Origin of the sequence: Micromonospora sp. WMMD558 (genome assembly GCF_049315255.1) — a bacterium.
GTDB lineage: Bacteria > Actinomycetota > Actinomycetes > Mycobacteriales > Micromonosporaceae > Micromonospora.
On record NZ_CP186061.1, the window covers coordinates 3,156,842 to 3,175,653 of the forward strand.

The 18,812-nt window shown below is 74.6% G+C and carries 15 protein-coding genes; 8 read left to right on the forward strand and 7 right to left on the reverse strand.

Going from position 1 to position 18,812, the window contains the following annotated elements; translation table 11 throughout:
- Positions 1 to 113: 113 nt before the first annotated feature.
- Together panB and ACN26Y_RS15445 are read right to left on the reverse strand one after the other, a co-directional pair.
- Positions 114 to 959, reverse strand: coding sequence for a 3-methyl-2-oxobutanoate hydroxymethyltransferase (gene panB, locus ACN26Y_RS15440; protein WP_155330935.1), 846 nt, complete (start codon positions 957 to 959; stop codon positions 114 to 116).
- 151 nt (positions 960 to 1,110) lie between these two features.
- A complete protein-coding gene (locus tag ACN26Y_RS15445) occupies positions 1,111 to 2,871 on the reverse strand; it encodes an NAD+ synthase (RefSeq protein ID WP_422734873.1) in 1,761 nt (586 codons plus the stop codon).
- 212 nt (positions 2,872 to 3,083) lie between these two features.
- Between ACN26Y_RS15445 and glnA (ACN26Y_RS15450) the strand changes: the two genes are divergently transcribed.
- Positions 3,084 to 4,433 carry a type I glutamate--ammonia ligase gene (gene glnA, locus ACN26Y_RS15450; RefSeq protein WP_155330937.1) on the forward strand — a complete coding sequence of 450 codons (1,350 nt, stop codon included), beginning with the start codon at positions 3,084 to 3,086 and terminating at the stop codon, positions 4,431 to 4,433.
- Between the two features lie 202 nt (positions 4,434 to 4,635).
- On the opposite strand, the gene ACN26Y_RS15455 is transcribed toward glnA (ACN26Y_RS15450), so the two are convergent.
- Positions 4,636 to 5,088, reverse strand: coding sequence for a hypothetical protein (locus tag ACN26Y_RS15455; protein ID WP_422734874.1), 453 nt, complete (start codon positions 5,086 to 5,088; stop codon positions 4,636 to 4,638).
- Positions 5,089 to 5,400: 312 nt separating this feature from the next.
- Complete coding sequence (locus ACN26Y_RS15460; protein WP_422734875.1) at positions 5,401 to 6,330, reverse strand: S66 peptidase family protein; 930 nt, start codon at positions 6,328 to 6,330, stop codon at positions 5,401 to 5,403.
- A 53-nt stretch (positions 6,331 to 6,383) separates the two neighbouring features.
- Here ACN26Y_RS15460 and ACN26Y_RS15465 point away from each other — a divergent pair, with 53 nt between their 5' ends.
- Entirely contained in the window at positions 6,384 to 7,148 is a 765-nt protein-coding gene (locus ACN26Y_RS15465) for a type 1 glutamine amidotransferase (RefSeq protein WP_366598845.1), read from the forward strand.
- A complete protein-coding gene (locus ACN26Y_RS15470; protein WP_155330941.1) occupies positions 7,148 to 10,234 on the forward strand; it encodes a bifunctional [glutamine synthetase] adenylyltransferase/[glutamine synthetase]-adenylyl-L-tyrosine phosphorylase in 3,087 nt (1,028 codons plus the stop codon). Before ACN26Y_RS15465 ends, ACN26Y_RS15470 begins: the two co-directional genes overlap by 1 nt.
- A gap of 37 nt (positions 10,235 to 10,271) precedes the next feature.
- Here ACN26Y_RS15470 and ACN26Y_RS15475 read toward each other — a convergent pair whose 3' ends face one another.
- Together ACN26Y_RS15475 and ACN26Y_RS15480 are read right to left on the reverse strand one after the other, a co-directional pair.
- Positions 10,272 to 10,916 (reverse strand): class I SAM-dependent methyltransferase, encoded by a 645-nt coding sequence (locus ACN26Y_RS15475; protein ID WP_155334103.1) that lies wholly within the window; start codon positions 10,914 to 10,916, stop codon positions 10,272 to 10,274.
- A gap of 133 nt (positions 10,917 to 11,049) precedes the next feature.
- The gene (locus tag ACN26Y_RS15480) at positions 11,050 to 12,723 is read right to left on the reverse strand and encodes a hypothetical protein (protein WP_422734877.1); all 1,674 of its coding nucleotides are present in this window, start codon (positions 12,721 to 12,723) and stop codon (positions 11,050 to 11,052) included.
- A 45-nt stretch (positions 12,724 to 12,768) separates the two neighbouring features.
- On the opposite strand from ACN26Y_RS15480, the gene mptB (ACN26Y_RS15485) reads away from it, so the two are divergent.
- The 4 genes from mptB (ACN26Y_RS15485) to ACN26Y_RS15500 all read left to right on the forward strand — a co-directional run bounded on the left by mptB (ACN26Y_RS15485) (position 12,769) and on the right by ACN26Y_RS15500 (position 16,565).
- Positions 12,769 to 14,187 (forward strand): polyprenol phosphomannose-dependent alpha 1,6 mannosyltransferase MptB, encoded by a 1,419-nt coding sequence (mptB, locus tag ACN26Y_RS15485; RefSeq protein WP_155330943.1) that lies wholly within the window; start codon positions 12,769 to 12,771, stop codon positions 14,185 to 14,187.
- Positions 14,184 to 15,659, forward strand: coding sequence for a polyprenol phosphomannose-dependent alpha 1,6 mannosyltransferase MptB (gene mptB, locus ACN26Y_RS15490; protein ID WP_422734878.1), 1,476 nt, complete (start codon positions 14,184 to 14,186; stop codon positions 15,657 to 15,659). The genes mptB (ACN26Y_RS15485) and mptB (ACN26Y_RS15490) overlap by 4 nt, the downstream gene beginning before the upstream one ends.
- Positions 15,660 to 15,738: 79 nt before the next feature.
- Positions 15,739 to 16,092 (forward strand): ArsR/SmtB family transcription factor, encoded by a 354-nt coding sequence (locus tag ACN26Y_RS15495; protein WP_155330945.1) that lies wholly within the window; start codon positions 15,739 to 15,741, stop codon positions 16,090 to 16,092.
- A gap of 14 nt (positions 16,093 to 16,106) precedes the next feature.
- Positions 16,107 to 16,565 (forward strand): SRPBCC family protein, encoded by a 459-nt coding sequence (locus tag ACN26Y_RS15500; protein ID WP_422734879.1) that lies wholly within the window; start codon positions 16,107 to 16,109, stop codon positions 16,563 to 16,565.
- A gap of 134 nt (positions 16,566 to 16,699) precedes the next feature.
- Here ACN26Y_RS15500 and glnA (ACN26Y_RS15505) read toward each other — a convergent pair whose 3' ends face one another.
- Positions 16,700 to 18,124, reverse strand: coding sequence for a type I glutamate--ammonia ligase (glnA, locus tag ACN26Y_RS15505; protein ID WP_155330947.1), 1,425 nt, complete (start codon positions 18,122 to 18,124; stop codon positions 16,700 to 16,702).
- A 254-nt stretch (positions 18,125 to 18,378) separates the two neighbouring features.
- Between glnA (ACN26Y_RS15505) and ACN26Y_RS15510 the strand changes: the two genes are divergently transcribed.
- On the forward strand, positions 18,379 to 18,777 hold the full coding sequence (locus ACN26Y_RS15510) for an RDD family protein (protein ID WP_196255861.1): 399 nt from the start codon (positions 18,379 to 18,381) through the stop codon (positions 18,775 to 18,777).
- Positions 18,778 to 18,812 lie beyond the last annotated feature (35 nt).

Below are 18,812 nucleotides of genomic sequence, written 5' to 3' on the forward strand. Positions count from 1 at the left end.
CGCCGCGACCGATCCGCCCGTCGAGCCGGCCCGCGGTGGTCAGAGTGGCCGGGTGCCCGGGAAGGAGGGCGCCCGGCCTGACGGGTACGTCGGCCGGGAGCCCTCCGGTACCCCTAGAAGGTGTGCTCGGCCGCCGGGAACTGACCGCCGCGGACCTCGTCGGCGAAGCGGCGGGTCGCGTCGGTCAGCGCGCCGGCCACGTCGGCGTAGCGCTTCACGAAGCGCGGCGCCTTTCCGGTACGCAGGCCGGCCATGTCCTGCCAGACCAGCACCTGGGCGTCGGTGTCCGGGCCGGCGCCGATGCCCACGGTCGGGATGCTCAGCTCGGCGGTGATCCGCTTGGCCACCTCACCGGGCACCATCTCCAGCACGACGGCGAAGGCGCCCGCCTCGGCGACCGCCCGGGCGTCGGCGATCACCTCGTCGGCGGCGTCACCGCGGCCCTGCACCCGGTACCCGCCGAGGGTGTGCTCGCTCTGCGGAGTGAAGCCGATGTGCGCCATCACCGGGATGCCGGCGCCGACGATCGCGGCGATCTGGTCGGCGCAGCGCCGGCCGCCCTCCAGCTTCACCGCGTGGCAGCCGCCCTCCTTCATGAACCGGACGGCGGTGCGCAGGGCCTGCGTCGGCCCCTCCTCGTACGAGCCGAACGGCAGGTCGCCGACGATCAGCGCCTGCCGGGTGGCCCGGACGACCGCCCGGACCAGCGGCAGCAGCTCCTCGGCGGTCACCGGCAGGGTCGTCTCGTAGCCGAAGACGTTGTTCGCGGCCGAGTCGCCGACCAGCAGCACGGGAATGCCGGCGGCGTCGAAGATCGCCGCCGTGTACTGGTCGTACGAGGTGAGCATCGGCCACCGCTCGCCGCGCTCCTTGGCGGCGATCAGGTCGCGGGTGCGGACCCGCCGGGTCGCCGGTCCGCCGTAGAGGGCGGTCACCTCGGGCGGGGTGGATTCCACCATGGTTCTCTCCTTCCTCGAGGCCGCGTACGCGGTCCCCGGGTTGCGCCGCGATCGTCGCACCTGGACGCCCGGCGGCGGCAGAGGCCAGTGGAGGATTTCACTCCCGACCGCCAGCACCGGAGACCGGCGCCGGTGACCAGGTACCCGTGCGTCAGCCGTTCTCCCGCCAGCGGTTGGTGATCGGTAGCCGGCGGTCCCGCCCGAACGCCTTCATGGAGATCTTCGTGCCGGGGGCGGACTGGCGTCGCTTGTACTCGGCGGTATCCACCATCCGCAGCACCCGGTCCACCACCGCCGGGTCGTGGCCGGACTCGACGAGCCCGTCCCGGCCCAGGTCGCCGTCGACGTACCCGATCAGGATCGGGTCGAGCACGTCGTACTCGGGGAGGGTGTCGCTGTCGAGCTGCCCCGGGCTCAGCTCGGCCGACGGCGGCTTGCCGATGGAGCTCTCCGGGATCGGCGCGGTCTCGTCGCGCCGGCCGGCGTCCGCGTTGCGCCACGTGGCCAGCCGCCAGATCAGCGTCTTCCAGACGTCCTTGACCGGGTTGAAGCCGCCGACCGAGTCGCCGTAGAGGGTGGAGTAACCGACCGCCAGCTCGCTCTTGTTGCCGGTGGTCAGCACCAGGTGGCCCTCCTGGTTCGACAGGGCCATCAGGATCACCCCGCGGACCCGGGCCTGCAGGTTCTCCACCGAGACGCCGGACAGCGACATGTTGGCCAGGAAGGTGTCGACCATCGGCTGGATCGGCTCGACCCGGTAGTCCAGGCCGGTGCGCTTGGCCAGGTCCGCCGCGTCCTCCCGGGAGTGCTCCGAGGAGTGCTGGCTCGGCATGGACACCCCGACCACCCGGTCGGGGCCCAGCGCGTCGACCGCGAGGGCCGCGACGACCGCCGAGTCGATGCCGCCGGACAGGCCGAGCACCACCGACGGGAAGCGGTTCTTGTTGACGTAGTCGCGCAGGCCCAGCACCAGCGCCTGCCACACCTCGGCCTCGTCGGCCACCGGCTCGATGACGCCGCCGGTCGCCGCCGGGCCCGTGGGCGCGGCCGGCACCGATCCGACGGTACGGCGGACCACCCGCAGCGCGTCGGCCAGTTCGGTGTCCTCGCCGGCGTGGGGCTCCGCCTCGGGCAGTTCCACGTCGTGCACGAGCAGGTGCTCGACGAACTGCGGCGCCCGGGCCAGCAACGTCCCGTCCGCCGTCACGATCATCGAGTCGCCCTCGAAGACCAGCTCGTCCTGGCCGCCGATCATGTTGACGTACGCGATGGTGGCCCCCGCCTCGGCGGCCCGGCGGCGGACCAGCGGCAGCCGGATGTCGTCCTTGTTCAGCTCGTACGGCGAGCCGTTGATGTTGAGGACCAGACCGACGCCGGCCTGGCGGGCGGCGGCGAACGGGCCCCCGGCCTGCCACAGGTCCTCGCAGATGGTCAGCGCGACGTCCACCCCGCCGATCCGGACCACGGTCAGCATGTCCCCGGGAACGAAGTACCGGTCCTCGTCGAAGACGCCGTAGTTCGGCAGGTGGTGCTTGAAGTAGGTGGCGACGGTCCCACCGCCGTGCAGCAGGGCGGCGGCGTTGCGCGCACCGTGACCCGGCTCCGCGTCACCGCTGACCTGCGGCGGGCCGTCCGCGTCCAGGTAACCGACCAGCACCGGCAGGTCACCGAGGCCGTCCGCGGCGAGGTCGGCCGCGAGCCGCTCCAGGGCCGCCTTCGACGCCGCCACGAAGGACCGGCGGAAGACCAGGTCCTCGACCGGGTACCCGGTCAGCATCATCTCCGGGAACGCGACCAGCTGAGCGCCGGCGTCGGCGGCGCGCCGGGTCCACTCCCGGATCAGCGCGGCGTTGCCGGTGAGGTCGCCGACGGTCGGGTTGACCTGACAGAGGGCGAGACGCAGGGTGGGCATGTCCTCATCTTGCCCCAGCCGTCCGGGCCCGACACGGCCCGCCCGGGGGAGACGGGGGCCACCCCCGAGCGGGCGACCGCACCGGGGTGGGACTGGGCGGGACGAGCGCCGGCAGGTCGCGTAACGTCGGCGTAACGAGGCCGGTGGAGACTGGTCGGTCAGGCCGGGTCACCCCCGGCCGAAGGCGGACAACAGGGTCGCGAGGGGTGGAAGTGGACCGTCAGCAGGAGTTCGTCCTCCGTACGCTGGAAGAGCGGGACATCCGGTTCGTCCGGCTGTGGTTCACCGACGTGCTGGGCACGCTGAAGAGCGTGTCGGTGGCCCCCGCCGAGCTGGAGGCGGCCTTCGAGGAGGGCATCGGGTTCGACGGCTCGGCGATCGAGGGCTTCGCCCGGGTCTTCGAGTCCGACATGGTCGCCATGCCCGACCCGACCACGTTCCAGGTCTTCCCGTTCGAGGGGGGCGTCAGCGGCGAGAGCGCCCGGATGTTCTGCGACATCCTGCTCCCCGACGGCGGCCCGTCCTGGGCCGACCCGCGGCACGTGCTGCGCCGGGCCCTGTCCAAGGCGGCGGAGAAGGGCTTCACCTTCTACACCCACCCGGAGATCGAGTTCTTCCTGCTGGAGAACGGCCCGATGGACGGCTCGGTGCCCACCCCGGTCGACACCGGCGGGTACTTCGAGCACACCACCCACGCGGTCGCGCGGGACTTCCGCCGCCAGGCGGTGCTCGCGTTGGAGCGGATCGGCATCTCGGTCGAGTTCAGCCACCACGAGGTCGCCCCCGGCCAGCAGGAGATCGACCTGCGCTACGCCGACGCGCTGACCACCGCCGACAACATCATGACCTTCCGGCACGTGGTCAAGGAGGTGGCGCTCTCCACCGGGGTGCAGGCCACCTTCATGCCGAAGCCGTTCACCGACCAGCCGGGCAGCGGCATGCACACCCACCTGTCGCTGTTCGAGGGCGAGCGCAACGCGTTCCACGACGCCGGCGACCCGATGAAGCTGTCCAAGGTGGCCCGCGCGTTCATCGCCGGCCTGCTCGTGCACGCCCGGGAGTACACGGCGGTCACCAACCAGTGGGTCAACTCGTACAAGCGGCTGTTCCCGCAGGCCCTGCCGGACCGGGTGACCGAGAGCCCCGCGTACGTCTGCTGGGGTCACCTCAACCGGTCCGCGCTGGTCCGCGTCCCGGCGTACGGCAAGCCGAACTCCGCCCGGGTGGAGGTCCGGTCGCTCGACTCGGCGGCCAACCCGTACCTGGCCTTCGCGGTGCTGCTCGGCGCCGGGATGAAGGGCATCGAGGAGGGGTACGAGCTGCCGCCGGGCGCCGAGGACGACGTCTGGTCGCTGACCAGCGCCGAGCGACGGGCGATGGGGTACGAGCCGCTGCCGGAGAACCTCTCCGAGGCGATCGACGTGATGGCCGGTTCCGAGCTGGTCGCCGAGGTGCTCGGCGAGCACGTCTTCGACTTCTTCCTGCGCAACAAGCGGGCCGAGTGGGAGCAGTACCGGCGCGAGGTCACCCCGTACGAGCGGCAGCGCTACCTGTCGCTGTAGGAGGTGCCGGGAAACCGGAGGCGCTGGCGTTCTTCGTGCCGCGCCTGCTCACCCCGGGCACGCACGTCGGCGCCGCCCTGATCGTCCGCGCCCGCATCGCCTGACCGTCCGAAGCCGACCGGGGCGTCCCGGCGGCGCCGTCCCCTCCGAAGGTCACGGCGCCGCCCGCCCCAGCCACGCGGCCGGGGCGGGCGGCGTCCGGTCACTTGTCGCCGAGGCCGCCCGGCCCGCCGTGGCCGCCGCGCCCGCCCGGGCCCGGGAGGACGCCCGCCTCGGCCGCGGCGATGATCGCGTCGGCCTGCTCCCGGGTGAGCTTGCCGTCCTCGACCGCCCGGTCGAGCCGCTCCTTCAGCGCGGCCTGCCGGTCGGTGGCGTCCGGCCGCTCGGGTCGCTCGTCCTTCCGCTGCTCGCGCAGCTTCTCCAGCGCGGCCGTCACCTGGTCGGTCGAGACGCCCAGCTCCGTCGCGAGCGCCTCGGCGAACTCGGCCTGCCGGTCGGCCCGCCGCTGCTCCCGGTCGGTTTCGGCGCTGGCGCTCGCCGACGGCGAGGCGCCGTCGGCGGCGAATGCGACGGTCGGCGCCGCGATCCCGACGCCGAGCAGGCCGGCGGCGGCGAAGCCGGCCAGCAGGTGCTTCTTTCGAATCGTGCGGGACATGTCGTCCTCCAACTCGTCGGTGGTGCGATGACCTCACCGACGGTGACCTGGGCGGCTGGAGGAAACCCATGGCGAGCCTATGAATGGGCTGGCAGTCCGCCCGCCAAGCCGGACAGACCGCCCAGTCGGCCTGCGGCCGTCCCAAGACCCACACAACTTCAGGGACGTTGCTGCGTCCGGCACCCGTCGAGGCAGCAACGTCCCCGAAGTTGCTGGCCGCCTGCCAGCGGGCACGGGAGTGGTGGGGCGGACGGGCGCGGGACGCGGGTCGGTGAGGGCGGAAGTGGAGGCGGCGAGCGGAGAGGCGGCGGGTCAGCGGACGGCGGAAGCGACCGTGAGCGTGCCGGCGTCGGCGTCGAGGACCGCCTCGGTGCCGACGGGGACGGTGAGCTGACCGACCCCGTGACCGACCGGAAGGCCACCGAGGACCGGGACGCCCAGGTCGCCGAGGCGGTCGGTCAGGACGTCGGCGACGTCCACCGCCCACCCGTCCGCACAGTCGGTGAACTGCCCGACCGCCACCCCCGCCACGCCGTCGAGCACGCCGGCCCGGCGGAGCTGGGTCAACATCCGGTCGATCTTGTACGGCGGCTCCTGCACCTCCTCGACGAGGAGCACCGCCCCGGTCAGGTCCGGCATGTCCGGGGTGCCGAGCGACGCCACGATCAGGCACAGGTTGCCGCCGAGCAGCCGGCCGGTGGCCCGGCCGGGCACCCGGACGCCGGCGGTCTCCTCCCCGTCGCGGGCCGCCACGGTCACCGGCTCGGTGGTCATCAACGCCGCGTGCAGCGACTGCGCCGAGTCCAGCGTCGTGCGCTCGTCCCGCCAGGCCGCCCCGGGCCCGTGCACGCCGGCCAGCCGGGCGCCCCGCCAGAGCGCGAACTGGAGGGCGGTGATGTCGGAGAAGCCGGCCACGACCTTCGGGTCCCGGCGTACGGCGGCCATGTCGATCGCGTCCACCGCCCGCTGCGCGCCGTAGCCGCCCCGGGTGCAGATCACGCCCCGCACCGAGGGGTCGGCGAACGCGGCGTTCAGGTCCGCCGCCCGCAGTTCGTCGGCGCCGGCCAGGTAGCCCTGCCGGGCGTACGCGTTCGGGGCCGGGACCGGCCGCAGCCCCCAGCCGGTGAGCAGTTCGACGCCCCGGGCCACCCGCTCCGGCCGGGTCGGCCCGGACGGCGACACCAGCATGACCGTGTCGCCGGGGCGCAGCGCCGGCGGCCGGACGACGTCCTCGGTGATCACAACCGCCGAGCCTAACCAGCTCTTCGACGGGCGTACCGGATAGCCTCGACGGCGTGGCAACCGCGCTGGTGATCGAGAACGACCCGACCGACGACGCGCGCCGGCTGGGGGAGTGGCTGACCGAGGCCGGCCTGGACCTGTGGGTGGTCCGGGCGCACGCCGGCGACGAACTGCCGGCCGACCTGGAGGGGTACGCGGCGCTGGTGGTGCTCGGCGGCGAGCAGCAGGCGTACCCGCTGCCCGACGGCTCACCCGGGGCGGCCTGGTTCCCGCACGTGGAGGCGCTGCTGCGCAAGGCCGTCCGGTACCGCGTGCCGACCCTGGGCATCTGCCTCGGCGCCCAACTGCTCGCCACCGCGCACGCCGGCGCCGTCGAGCGCAGCCCGTCCGGCCCGGAGGTCGGCCCCGGCGTGGTGGGCCGCCGCGACGCCGCCGAGGCGGACCCGCTCTTCCGGTACGTCCCGCTGATCCCGGACGTGCTCCAGTGGCACTCCGACGAGATCACCGAGCTGCCCGCCGGCGCGACCCTGCTTGCCGCCTCCACCCGCTACCCGCACCAGGCGTTCCGCCTCGGCGACCGGGCCTGGGGGCTCCAGTTCCACATCGAGTGCGACACCGCGATGATCGCCGACTGGGCCACCGACTCGAGGCTGCTCGCCGAGCTGGGCTACGACCCGGAGGCGGTGGTGGCCGCCTGCGACGCGGTGATGGTCGACGTGGAGGAGGTGTGGCAGCCCTTCGCGGCGCGCTTCGCGGCCCTGGCCCTCGGCGAGCTGGACGAGGGCACCCGCCGCAGCCTGCCCCTGCTCGGGCACTGATGGGCCGGCCGACCAGGGCCGCGGGGCGGCTCGCCCGGTACGGGTTCGGCGCCGGTGACGCCGGTTCCCGGGCCGCCGACCTGCTCGGCCCCGACGGGCTGGGCCTGTGGCGGCCGGACACCCAGGAGCCGGCCGACGAGCCGGCGGCGGAGCTGCTCGCCGCCCTGTCCCGGGCCGCCGACCCGGAGCTGGCGCTGCGCCAGCTGCACCGGCTCGTCGAGGCGGAGCGCCGCGCGGCCGGCAACGGCGGCGGTCCGGCCGGCATCGGCGCCGGGTCCGCCCTGATCGAGGCGTTGCACGACGATCCGGGGCTGCGCCGGCGGCTGGTCGCCGTGCTCGGCGCGTCCTCGGCGCTCGGCGACCACCTGGTGGCCAACCCGGACCAGTGGACGGCCCTCCGGACCGCCCCGGACGGTCTGGCGCCGCCCGCCGACGGGCGGCTCGACCGGACCGGTGACGGCAACCCGGTCGCGGTGCTGCGGACCGCGTACCGCCTGGCGTTGCTGCGGATCGCGGCGGCCGACCTGACCGGCGGGCGCGGGCTGGAGCAGACGATGGCCGCGCTGTCCGCGCTGGCCGACGCGACGCTCGCCGCCGCGTACGAGATCGCCGTGGGGGAGCTGCCGGAGGGCACGCCCCGGCCGCGGCTCGCCGTGGTGGCGATGGGCAAGTGCGGCGGCGACGAGCTGAACTACGTCTCCGACGTCGACGTCATCTTCGTGGCGGCCGAGGACGACGACCTCCCGGCGGCCACCACGGTCGCCACCCGGCTGATCCACATCTGCGGGCTGGTCGCCTGGCCGGTCGACGCCGCGCTGCGGCCGGAGGGCAACCGGGGCCCGCTGGTGCGGACCCTCGCCAGCCACCTCGCCTACTACCGGCGGTGGGCCCGGACCTGGGAGTTCCAGGCGTTGCTGAAGGCCCGGCCGGCGGCCGGGGACCTGGCCCTGGGTCGGGAGTGGATCGACCAGCTCGCCCCGCTGGTCTGGCGGGCCGCCGAACGCCCCGAGGCGGTCGAGGACGTGCGCGCCATGCGCCGCAAGATCATCGACAACATCCCGCCGAAGGAGCTGGACCGCGAGATCAAGCGCGGCCCGGGCGGGCTGCGCGACATCGAGTTCGCGGTGCAGTTGCTGCAACTGGTGCACGGCCGCGGTGACGAGACGCTACGGGTCCCGGGCACGGTCCCGGCGCTGCGGGCGCTGGTCGCCGGCGGCTACGTCGGGCGGGCCGACGGGGAGGCGCTGCTGCGCGGCTATCGCTTCCTGCGCGCCGTCGAGCACCGGCTCCAGCTCCAGGGTCTGCGCCGGACCCACACCGTGCCGACCGACCCGGCCGCGCTGCGCTGGCTGGCCGCCGCGCTCGGCCACGCGGCCACGCCGGGCCGCAGCGCCGTCGAGGAGTTCCGCGCCGAGTGGGTCACCCACGCCACCGAGGTACGCCGGCTGCACGCCAAGCTGCTCTACCGGCCCCTGCTGGAGTCGGTCGCCCGGGTCCCCGCCGACGGACTGCGGCTCACCCCCGAGGCGGCCCGCCACCGGCTGGAGATCCTCGGCTTCGCCGACCCGGCAGGGGCGCTGCGACACCTCCAGGCCCTCACCGGCGGGGTCAGCCGTACCGCCGCGATCCAGCGCACCCTGCTGCCGGTGCTGCTGAGCGAGTTCGCCGACGCCCCCGAGCCGGACCGCGGGCTGCTCAACTACCGCCAGGTCTCCGACAAGCTCGGCAGCACACCCTGGTACCTGCGGCTGCTGCGCGACGAGGGGCCGGTCGCCCGCCGGCTCGCCCGGGTGCTCTCCTCCTCCCGGTACGCGGCCGACCTGCTCGCCCGCGAGCCGGAGGCGCTGCGCCTGCTCGCCGAGGAGAGCGAGCTGGTCCCGCGCCCGCGGGACGTGCTGTGCGAGGGCTTCGCGGCGGCCGCAACCCGGCACGCCGACGACCCGGTCGAGGCGACCCGGGCGGTGCGCGCGCTGCGCCGCCGGGAACTGGTCCGGCTGGCCTGCGCCGACGTGCTGAGCCGCGCCGGGTCACTGGCACCGTCGCCACCCCGCGCCGAGGACCGTGCCGCGCAGGGGGCCGCGCCGACGTCGCAGCCCGGCCGCGCCGGGACGTCGGCACCGGCCCTGGGCCTCGCCGACGTGACCGCCGTGGGCACCGCGCTGGCCGACGTCACCGACGCCACGCTGGCCGCCGCCCTGCGGACCGCCCGGGCGTCCCAGGCACCGGTGCCGGGGCTGCGGTTCGCGGTGGTCGGCATGGGCCGGCTCGGCGGGTACGAGTCGAACTACCTCTCCGACGCCGACGTGCTGTTCGTCTACGACGGGCCGGACGGCGTCAGCGACAGCGCGGCGAGCGCCACCGCCCACGCGATCGCCGAGGAACTGCGCCGGCTGCTCGGCATGCCCGCCCCCGACCCGCCGCTCGGCGTCGACGCCGACCTGCGGCCCGAGGGGCGGCAGGGTCCGCTGGTCCGCAGCCTCGCCGCGTACGCCCAGTACTACGCGCGCTGGTCGGGGGTGTGGGAGGCGCAGGCGCTGCTGCGGGCCCGGTTCGTCTGCGGCGACGCGGACCTGGGCGCCGAGTTCGAGGCGATGATCGACCCGGTGCGGTACCCGGCCGACGGGCTGACCCGCGAGCAGGTCGTCGAGATCCGTCGCATCAAGGCCCGGGTGGAGACCGAGCGGCTGCCCCGGGGCGCGGACCCGGCCACCCACACCAAGCTGGGGCGGGGCGGGCTGTCGGACGTCGAGTGGGCGGTGCAGCTGCTCCAGCTCCGGCACGGCGGGCGGCTGCCGGAGCTGCGCGGGACGCGTACGCTCGACGCCCTCGCGGCCGCGCGGGACGCGGACCTGGTCGACCGGGCGGACGCCGAGGCGATGGCGGCCGGGTGGACCCTCGCCGCGCAGGTCCGCAACGCGCTGATGCTGGTGCGGGGCCGGGCCGGTGACCAGCTCCCCCGGCACGGGGTGGAGCTGGCCGGCGTGGTGCGGCTGCTCGGCCGCGACGACCCGGGGGAGTTCCTCGACGAATACCTGCGCACCGGTCGCCGTTCCCGCGCCGCCATGGAGCGGGTGCTGGAGAGCTGAGGCCGGGCGTCACCGGCCGGCGGTCGGAGTCCGGCCGCTACCGCCGGCGCACCAGCACGACGTTGTCGAGCAGCGTCGCGGGTTGCCCGTCCGGGCCGGTGGCCGGCCGCGGCACGCCGTCGACCCGCTCGATGTGCCACCGGTCGGCGTCCAGGTCGAGCCCGGCCAGGGTCTCCTCGGGTGTGGGGAACCGGACGTGCGGGTGGGCGTGCCGACTCCACGGCGGCATCTCACCGTGCTCGACGACCAGCAGCCGGCCGCCGGGCGCCACGGCCCGGGCCGCCGCGCGCAGCACGTCCTCCCGGGGGAAGTCCAGCGGTGACTGGAGGAACTGGGCGGACACCAGGTCGAACACGCCCTCGGGGAAGGTGCGGAGGAGGTCGTGCCGCTGGAAGTCGATCCGTGCCGCGACGCCGTCGGCGTCCGCCCGGGCGGCGGCCCGGTCCAGGGCGGTGGCGGAGATGTCGACGGCGGTCACCCGCCAGCCCCGGCCGGCCAGCCAGATCGCGTCGGCGCCCTCGCCGCAGCCCAGGTCCAGCGCGGTGCCGGCCGGCAGCGGACCGGCCACGTCGACCAGGCGCGGGTTGGGGCGGCCGCTCCAGATCTGGTCCCGTTCCCCGTAGAGCTCGTCCCAGAACCGGGCGGCCTCCAGGTCCACGTCCCGCTGCCGGACGTCGTCCATCGCGCGGTCAGCGCTCTCCCGCACCGTTCCTCCTCGCTGCTCGTGCCGCTCCCGGTCGGGACCGTCGCGTCGATCGTTGCCCGGAGCCCGACGATTCGGCAAGGATGTTTGCCGGAACGGCAAAAGAGTTGGGTCAGCTGCCGAGTCGGTACTCCCCGGCACCGGGCACGGTGACGGTGGTCCAGTCGCCGTCGGGGGCGAGCGTGGCGCCGCCGGTGACGGTCAGCCAGCGGTTGTGACGTACGCGGACCGGGACCGGGCCGGCCGCCGCCGCCCGGAACGTCAGCGACGCCGCGTCGGATCGGACCAGTTCACCCGGGGCGCCGACGATCGGGCGCGACCCGTCGACCGCCCACACCCGCCAGTGGGGGCCGGACCAGACCGGGGTGAGGTAGGGCAGGCCGCCGGCGACCAGGTCGGCCTCGGGCCGGCCCACCCACGACAGCGGGGCGTCGGGGACGGCGACGTACTGCACCGCGTTGTCGAGCAGCCAGTCCCGGTAGCTGTCCGGTGTCAACGGCACCCCGGTGCCGGCGGCGCCCGGCACGGTGGTGAAGAACAGCGGGTTGCGGTCGATGTCGGCCTGCCGCAGCCAGCCCCGCGCGAGCGGCACCTCGCCGAGGGACGCCGCCTCCCAGTAGCCGCGGGTCGGCGGGATCTCCACCCGGCCGGTGAGGCGCTGAGCGGCGAGGAAGTCCCGCAACGGCGCGAAGTACGCCGGCCGGGCCGCCGGGTCGGTGACGCTGCGCAGGTCGGCCGGCGAGACCGGTGGCTGCCACCAGCACACCGTGGCCAGCAGCACGGCGAGCATGGTCGCCCCGACCCGCCCGCCGCGCGCGGCGGCGGCCCCCCACCGGCCCCGTAGCGGCGCCCACCGAGGCCGCGACGCGTTAACAGGGGACCCTTCCTCTACCGGAGGCGTTAACAAGGGGCCCTTCCTTACACCCGCGGCGGCGGCCAGTACGGGTAGTGCGAACATCGCCGCCAGCCGGGTGGCGTTGAGGCCGACCGGCGTGTGCACCAGGGCCGCGGCCAGCACCCCCGCCGCGGCCAGCAACGCGCCCGCCCGCACCGGCCGGTACGCCACCAGCGCGGCCACCAGCAGGCTGGTCACCACGGTGCGGAGGGTGTCGGTGCGGCTGATGTTCATCCAGCCGCCGTCGCCGAACAGCAACGCGGTGACCCCGAGGGGCAGCGCGGCGGCGACCCCGAGGGCCAGGCCGTCGGCGTACCGGCGGGACAGCAGCAGCGCCGCGCCGGCCAGGCCGACGAAGAGGCCGGCCACCGGGCTGGTCGCCGACGCCAGCAGCGCCCCGAGGGCGGCCAGCCCGAGCCGCACCGTTCCGCGTCGCCCCCGCGCGACGGCGGGTTCACGCCCGTCGGCGGGCAGGGTGAGGGCGAGCAGGGCGACCAGGCCGAGGGCCACCCCGAGGCCGTACGTGACCCGGCCGGCAACCAGGTTCCCGGTGAGGGTGACCACGCCCACCAGGGCGCCGAGCAGCGGCCGGGGCACCCCGGTCCGGGCCAGCAGGGCGGCGAGGGCGGCCGCCGCCGTGACCAGCGCGAGCACGCCGGTGACCCGGACGCCGAGCAGCGCCATCACCGGCTGGGACACCAGGCTGTAGCCGAACTGGTTCACCCCGCCGTACCAGCGCAGGTCGACCGGGGCGGTGCCGTGGGCGGCGAAGAAGTCGGCCCGCGCCACCTGGGCGGCCAGGTCCGAACCCGCCGGCGGCAACGTCAGGTACGTCACACCGAGCACCACGGCCGACGCGGTGGCCAGCGCCACGACCCGCCTGTCCCGCATGCCCACCTCCGTACCGCGACCACCGTACTGGCAGCATGTGCTTCCGTGCCTCTCCACCTCGCCCGCTGGACCGGCCTGGCCGGCTCGACGATGCTCGCCGTTGCCGCCTTCCTCGGCGGCGCCCTGCCCTCCGGGTCGCACCTGGCGAACCCGGTCCGCATCTGGCAGGGCCCGAACGGGCCGCTGCTGATCGCGCTCTGGGTGGTCGGCCTGGCGCTGTCCGCCGGAGCGTGGTGGTCGGTCCGGGACCGCGTGCCCTCCGCGCGGTGGGCACTGGTCACCGTCGGGCTCTGGCTGGTCCCGCTGCTGGTCGCGCCGCCGTTGGGCAGCCGGGACGTGTACGCGTACGCCTGCCAGGGCGCCACGTACGCGGCCGGCTTCAGCCCGTACGAGCAGGGGGTGTCCGCCCTGCCGTGCCCGTGGCTGGACACGATCTCGCCGATCTGGCGGGACACCCCGGCGCCGTACGGTCCGCTGTTCGTCCTGGTCTCCGGGGCGATCGTGGCGGCCACCGACTCGCTGGTCGCCAGCATCGTCGTGTTCCGGCTGCTCGCGGTGGCCGGCGTCGGCCTCACGGCGGCCGTACTGCCGGTGCTGGCCCGTCGGTGCGGGGTGGCGCCCGGGCGGGCGCTGTGGCTGGCGCTCGGCTCCCCGCTGGTCGGGGTGCACCTGGTCTCCGGCGCGCACAACGACGCGTTGATGGTCGGGCTGCTCGTCGCCGGGCTGGCGGTCGTGGCGTCCCGTCCCGCGCGCCCCGGCCCGCTGCTGGCCGGGGGTGTGCTGCTCGGCCTGGCCGCCGGGATCAAGGTGACCGCGCTGGTCGTGGTGCCGTTCGCGGCGCTGGCCGCGCTCGCCGGGGGGTACTCGGTCCGGGCGCTGATCCGCGACGGCGGGTGGGTGGTCGGCGGCGCCGTCGCCACGGTCGTCGGCGCGACGCTGGCCGCTGGCCTCGACTTCGGCTGGATCGGTGGGCTGGAGCAGGGGGGTCTGGTGATCGGCTGGACGTCGCCGCCGACCGCCGTCGGGCAGACCTTCGGGTATCTCGTGCTGCCCTTCGGCTGGCACGTCGACGCGCTGCCGGTGACCCGGGGGATCGGCCTGGCGGTGCTCCTCCTGCTGCTGCCGTGGCTGTGGTGGCGGGCGCGGACCCGGGACGCGCTCTGGCACGCCGGGCTCGCGCTGACCGCCACGGTCGCGCTCGCGCCGCTCTTCCACCCCTGGTACTGGACCTGGCCCCTGGTGGTGCTCGCGGCGACCGCCCGCCGGGCCGACTGGGCGGCCCTGGTCGCGCTGGTCGCGTCGTTCCTGGTGCTACCGGACGGCACCGGGCTGCCCCGGTACACCAAGACCGTCGGCGCGCCGCTGATGACGCTGCTGGTGATCGTGGTTACGGTCCGCTTGGTACGGTCGGCGCGGGCGGCCCGTCGGCCGGCCGCCGCCGAGTCGGGAGGGGTACGCCGGTGACCGGACCCGGCGCAGCGCCGGGTCCGATCGCGCCCGGGCGGGCGCTCGTCGCGCGGTACGCCGGTCTGGCCGGCGCCGTGCTGCTGGCCGTCGCCGGGTACGTGGGCGGGGCGCTGCCCGGCACCACCGCCGACCGGGTGTGGCGCTCCGCGGACGGCCCGCTGACCGTCGTGCTCTGGCTGGTCGGCACCGGCCTGCTCGTCGGCGCCTGGTGGGCCCTGCGCGACGGTGCGCCGTCGACCGGCTGGGCGTACCGCACGGCGGGGTTGTGGGCGCTGCCGCTGCTCGTCGCGCCGCCGCTGGGCAGCCGGGACGTCTACTCGTACGCCTGCCAGGGCTGGGCGTACGCGCACGGCGTCGACCCGTACGCGACGGGGGTGGCGGCGGCCGGCTGCCCGTGGGTGGACGCGGTCGCGCCGATCTGGCGGGACACGCCGGCGCCGTACGGGCCGGTGTTCGTCCTGCTCGCCGCGCTGGCCGTGACCCTGGGCGGTGGGTTGGTCGGCGCGCTGGTGGTGCTGCGCCTGGTCGCCGTGGCCGGGGTCCTGCTCGCCGGGCTGTGCCTGCTCGGGCTGGCCCGGGCGGCGGGCGTGCCGACGCGCCGGGCGGCCTGGCTGGTGCTGGCCTGCCCGCTGGTCGCCGTGCACCTGGTGGCCGGCGCCCACAACGACGCGCTGATGCTCGGGCTGCTGCTGCTCGGCCTGCTGGTGCTCGTCCGCTTCCCCGGCAAGCCGCGCCCGCTGCTGGTCGCCGGGGTGCTGCTGGGGCTGGCGGTGGGCGTGAAGGCGACCGCGGTGGTGGTGCTGCCGTTCGCGGCCCTGGCGGCGGTGCTCGGCCGCTACACCGTACGGTCGCTGCTGCGCGACGGCGGCTGGCTGGCAGCCGGGGTGTTCGCCGCCCTGGCGGGCGCGTCGCTGCTCTCCGGCCTCGGCCTGGGTTGGGTGCGCGGGCTGAACCGCAGCGGCGACTCGGAGCAGTGGACGTCGCCCCCGACGGCCGTCGGCATGGTCGTGGACTACGCCGGCGAGTTGCTCGGCCGGCGACCCGCCGCGGTCCCGGTGGCGCGGGCGGTGGCGCTGGCCGTGCTGGTCGCCCTGCTGGCGCTGCTGTGGTGGCGGGCCGGGACGGCGCTGCGCGAGCTGAACGACGTCCGGCAGCGGGTGGCGCGGATGGACGCCGCCCGGGTCCGGGTGTCCCTGCTCGGGGCGGGGCTCGCGTTGGCCGCCACGGTCGCCCTGGCCCCGGTGTTCCACCCCTGGTACGCGACCTGGCCGCTGGCCGTGCTGGCGGTCGTGGCGGTACGGACCGGTTGGTTCGTGCTGCCGTGCGCGGTCGCGGCCTTCCTCGCGCTACCCGACGGCACCAACCTCGCCCGGCTGGTCAAGGCTCCGGGTGCATTGGTGATGACCGTCCTGGTCGTCGCGCTGGCGGTGTGGGGTCTGCCCCGGCTCCGCAACGTTCGGCCGCGCTGACGTTCCGGCAGGTCCTTGACCGCGACGTCCTCTCACCCTACATTTAACGCATCGGCTAATTAACGAGGTGGTTAAGCAAGTGGTGACCGATCGGCTCAGCGTCATCTTCTCGGCGCTGGCGGACCCGACCCGCCGGGCGATCCTCGCCCGGCTCGCGGACGGCGACGCCACCGTCACGGAGCTGGCCGAGCCGTTCGACATCAGCCTGCCGGCGATCTCCCGCCACCTGAAGGTGCTGGAGCAGGCCGGCCTCATCACCCGCAGCCGGAGCGCCCAGTGGCGTTCCAGCAGCCTGAACCCGGAGCCGCTCCGGGAGGCCACGGCCTGGATGGAGCGCTACCGGCGGCACTGGGACGCCAGCTTCGACCGGCTCGACGCCCACCTGCGCCGGATCCAGGCGCCGGCACCGCCGACGACGGACGATCCGCAGTGAGAGAGGACAGCACGATGACCGACGCCGCCAACGAACTCGTCATGACCCGCGTCTTCGACGCGCCCCGGGAGCTGGTCTGGCGGGCCTTCACCGACTCCGACCAGTTCGCCGCCTGGTTCGGCCCCGTCGGCTGGTCCGTGCCGCGCGAGACGGTCGACTTCGACGTCCGCGTCGGCGGGCACCAGCGCTTCACCATGGTCAACGACGACGACCCGGCCATGACCTCCCCGGCGGACGGCACCTTCGCCGAGGTCGTCGAGAACGAGCTGCTGGTCGGCTACGAGGAGGTCAAGGGCATGCCGGGCATCGAGGACGGCACGCGGATGACCCTGCGGCTGGAGTTCCACGACGAGCCGGGCGGCAAGACCCGGCTGGAGCTGCGGCAGGGCCCGTTCCCGGCCGACTGGCGGTCGAGCGCCGAGGGCGGCTGGGGCAGCTCCTTCACGAAGCTGGACGCGCTGCTCGCCCGCTGAGGCGTCGTCGAGCAGTGGCGGTCGCGCCGGGATCCGGCGGGCCGGCCAGTACCTCTCGAACCCGCATCGAGGCGGAAACGGCCGGGCCGGCCCCGCGGTGTCGCGGAGCCGGCCCGGCCGGTGCTGGTGGGTGGTCAGCAGTCGAAGTACATCGCGAACTCGTGCGGGGTCGGGCGCAGGCGCACCGGGTCGACCTCGTTGGCCCGCTTCCACTCGACCCAGGTCGAGATCAGGTCCGGCGTGAACACGCCGCCGTCGAGCAGGTAGTCGTGGTCGGCCTCGAGCGCGTCGAGCACCTCCGGCAGCGAGCCCGGCACCTGCTTGACGTCGCCCCACTCCTCCGGGGGCAGGTCGTACAGGTCCTTGTCGATCGGCGCCGGCGGCTCGATCTTGTTCTTGATGCCGTCCAGGCCGGCCATCAGCATGGCCGAGAAGGCCAGGTAGACGTTCGCCGACGGGTCCGGCACGCGGAACTCGACCCGCTTGGCCTTCGGGTTGCTGCCGGTCACCGGGATCCGGGTGCAGGCGGAGCGGTTGCGCTGGGAGTAGACCAGGTTGACCGGCGCCTCGAAGCCCGGCACCAGGCGGCGGTACGAGTTGACCGTCGGGTTGGTGAAGGCCAGCAGCGACGGGGCGTGGTGCAGCAGGCCGCCGATGTACCAGCGGGCGGTGTCGGACAGGCCGGCGTAGCCGGTCTCGTCGTAGAACAGCGGCTCGCCGTTGAGCCAGAGGCTCTGGTGGGTGTGCATGCCGGAGCCGTTGTCACCGAAGAGCGGCTTGGGCATGAAGGTCGCGGTCTTGCCGTTGGCCCACGCCTCGTTCTTCACGATGTACTTGAACAGCTGGAGCTGGTCACCGGCGTGCAGCAGGGTGGAGAACTTGTAGTTGATCTCGGCCTGGCCGGCGGTGCCCACCTCGTGGTGCGAGCGCTCCACGGTGAAGCCGGTGTCGACGAGCCGGCGGACGATGCTGTCGCGCAGGTCGGCGTAGTGGTCGACCGGCGGCACCGGGAAGTAGCCGCCCTTGTACGCGGTCTTGTAGCCGCGGTTGCCGCCCACCTCCTCACGGCCGGTGTTCCAGGCGCCCTCGATCGAGTCGATGTAGTAGAACGCCTGGTGCGCCGAGGTCTCGTGGCGGATCGAGTCGAAGATGTAGAACTCGGCCTCCGGGCCGAAGTACGCGGTGTCGGCGATGCCGCTCGCCGCCAGGTAGGCCTCGGCCTTCTTCGCCACGTTCCGCGGGTCGCGGGTGTACGCCTCGCGGGTGAACGGGTCGTGGATGAAGAAGTTCAACGCGAGGGTCTTCTGCGCGCGGAACGGGTCGATGAAGGCGGTGGCGACGTCCGGGAGCAGGAGCATGTCCGACTCGTGGATGGCCTGGAAACCGCGGATGGACGACCCGTCGAAGGCGAGGCCGTCGGTGAAGAGGTCGTCGGCGACCGACTCGACCGGCAGGTTGAAGTGCTGCATCACGCCGGGCAGGTCACAGAAACGTACGTCGACGAACTTCACGTCCTCGTTCTTGAGGTAACGCAGGAGTTCCTCGGGATTGGCGAACACTCGTCCTCCTGGCACGTCCACTGGGTGGCTGGGCTTCTGGCGACGCTATGGCCGCGCGGTTGCCCGGCCATGTCTTCGGTGTTTCTGCCGTGTTACGTCCCTCGCGGAGCGTCATCCGCGCGGCTCAACCGCGCCTGGCCGGCCGGTGGGAGGCGTCCGGCTGTGCCAGTGTAGTGACAACTGCCATGCTTGGTCCGTTTTTGCGTCCCGGGGTGGCCGGTCCCGGCCCGGCCGCCTGACTACCCTTGTCCGTTGTGACGAACCCGGCCGACCGCCCCGTACCGCCCGCCTCGGACCCGACTTTCACCCCGCCCGGCCTGGGCCGGCGTTTCGGCGCGCTGGTGATCGACTGGGTGCTCTGCCTGCTGGTCGCCCGGGGCTTCGCCGACCCGGTGACCGAGGGCTGGGCGCCGGTGCTGGTCCTGATCGTCGAGTACGGCTTCTTCCTCGGCCTCTTCGCCCAGACCCCGGGCATGTTCATCACCAGGGTCCGCTGCGTGTCCTGGGCCGACGGTGGCCGGATCGGGGTGCTCCGCGGGCTGCTGCGCGGCGTCCTGCTCGCCCTCGTGGTACCCGCCCTGATCATGGACGCCAACCGTCGCGGCCTGCACGACCGCGCCGCCGCCTCCGTCGTCACCTCCGCCCCCCGCTGACCGCCCACGAGACGGCGGGAGCCGGGCCCCGAGGG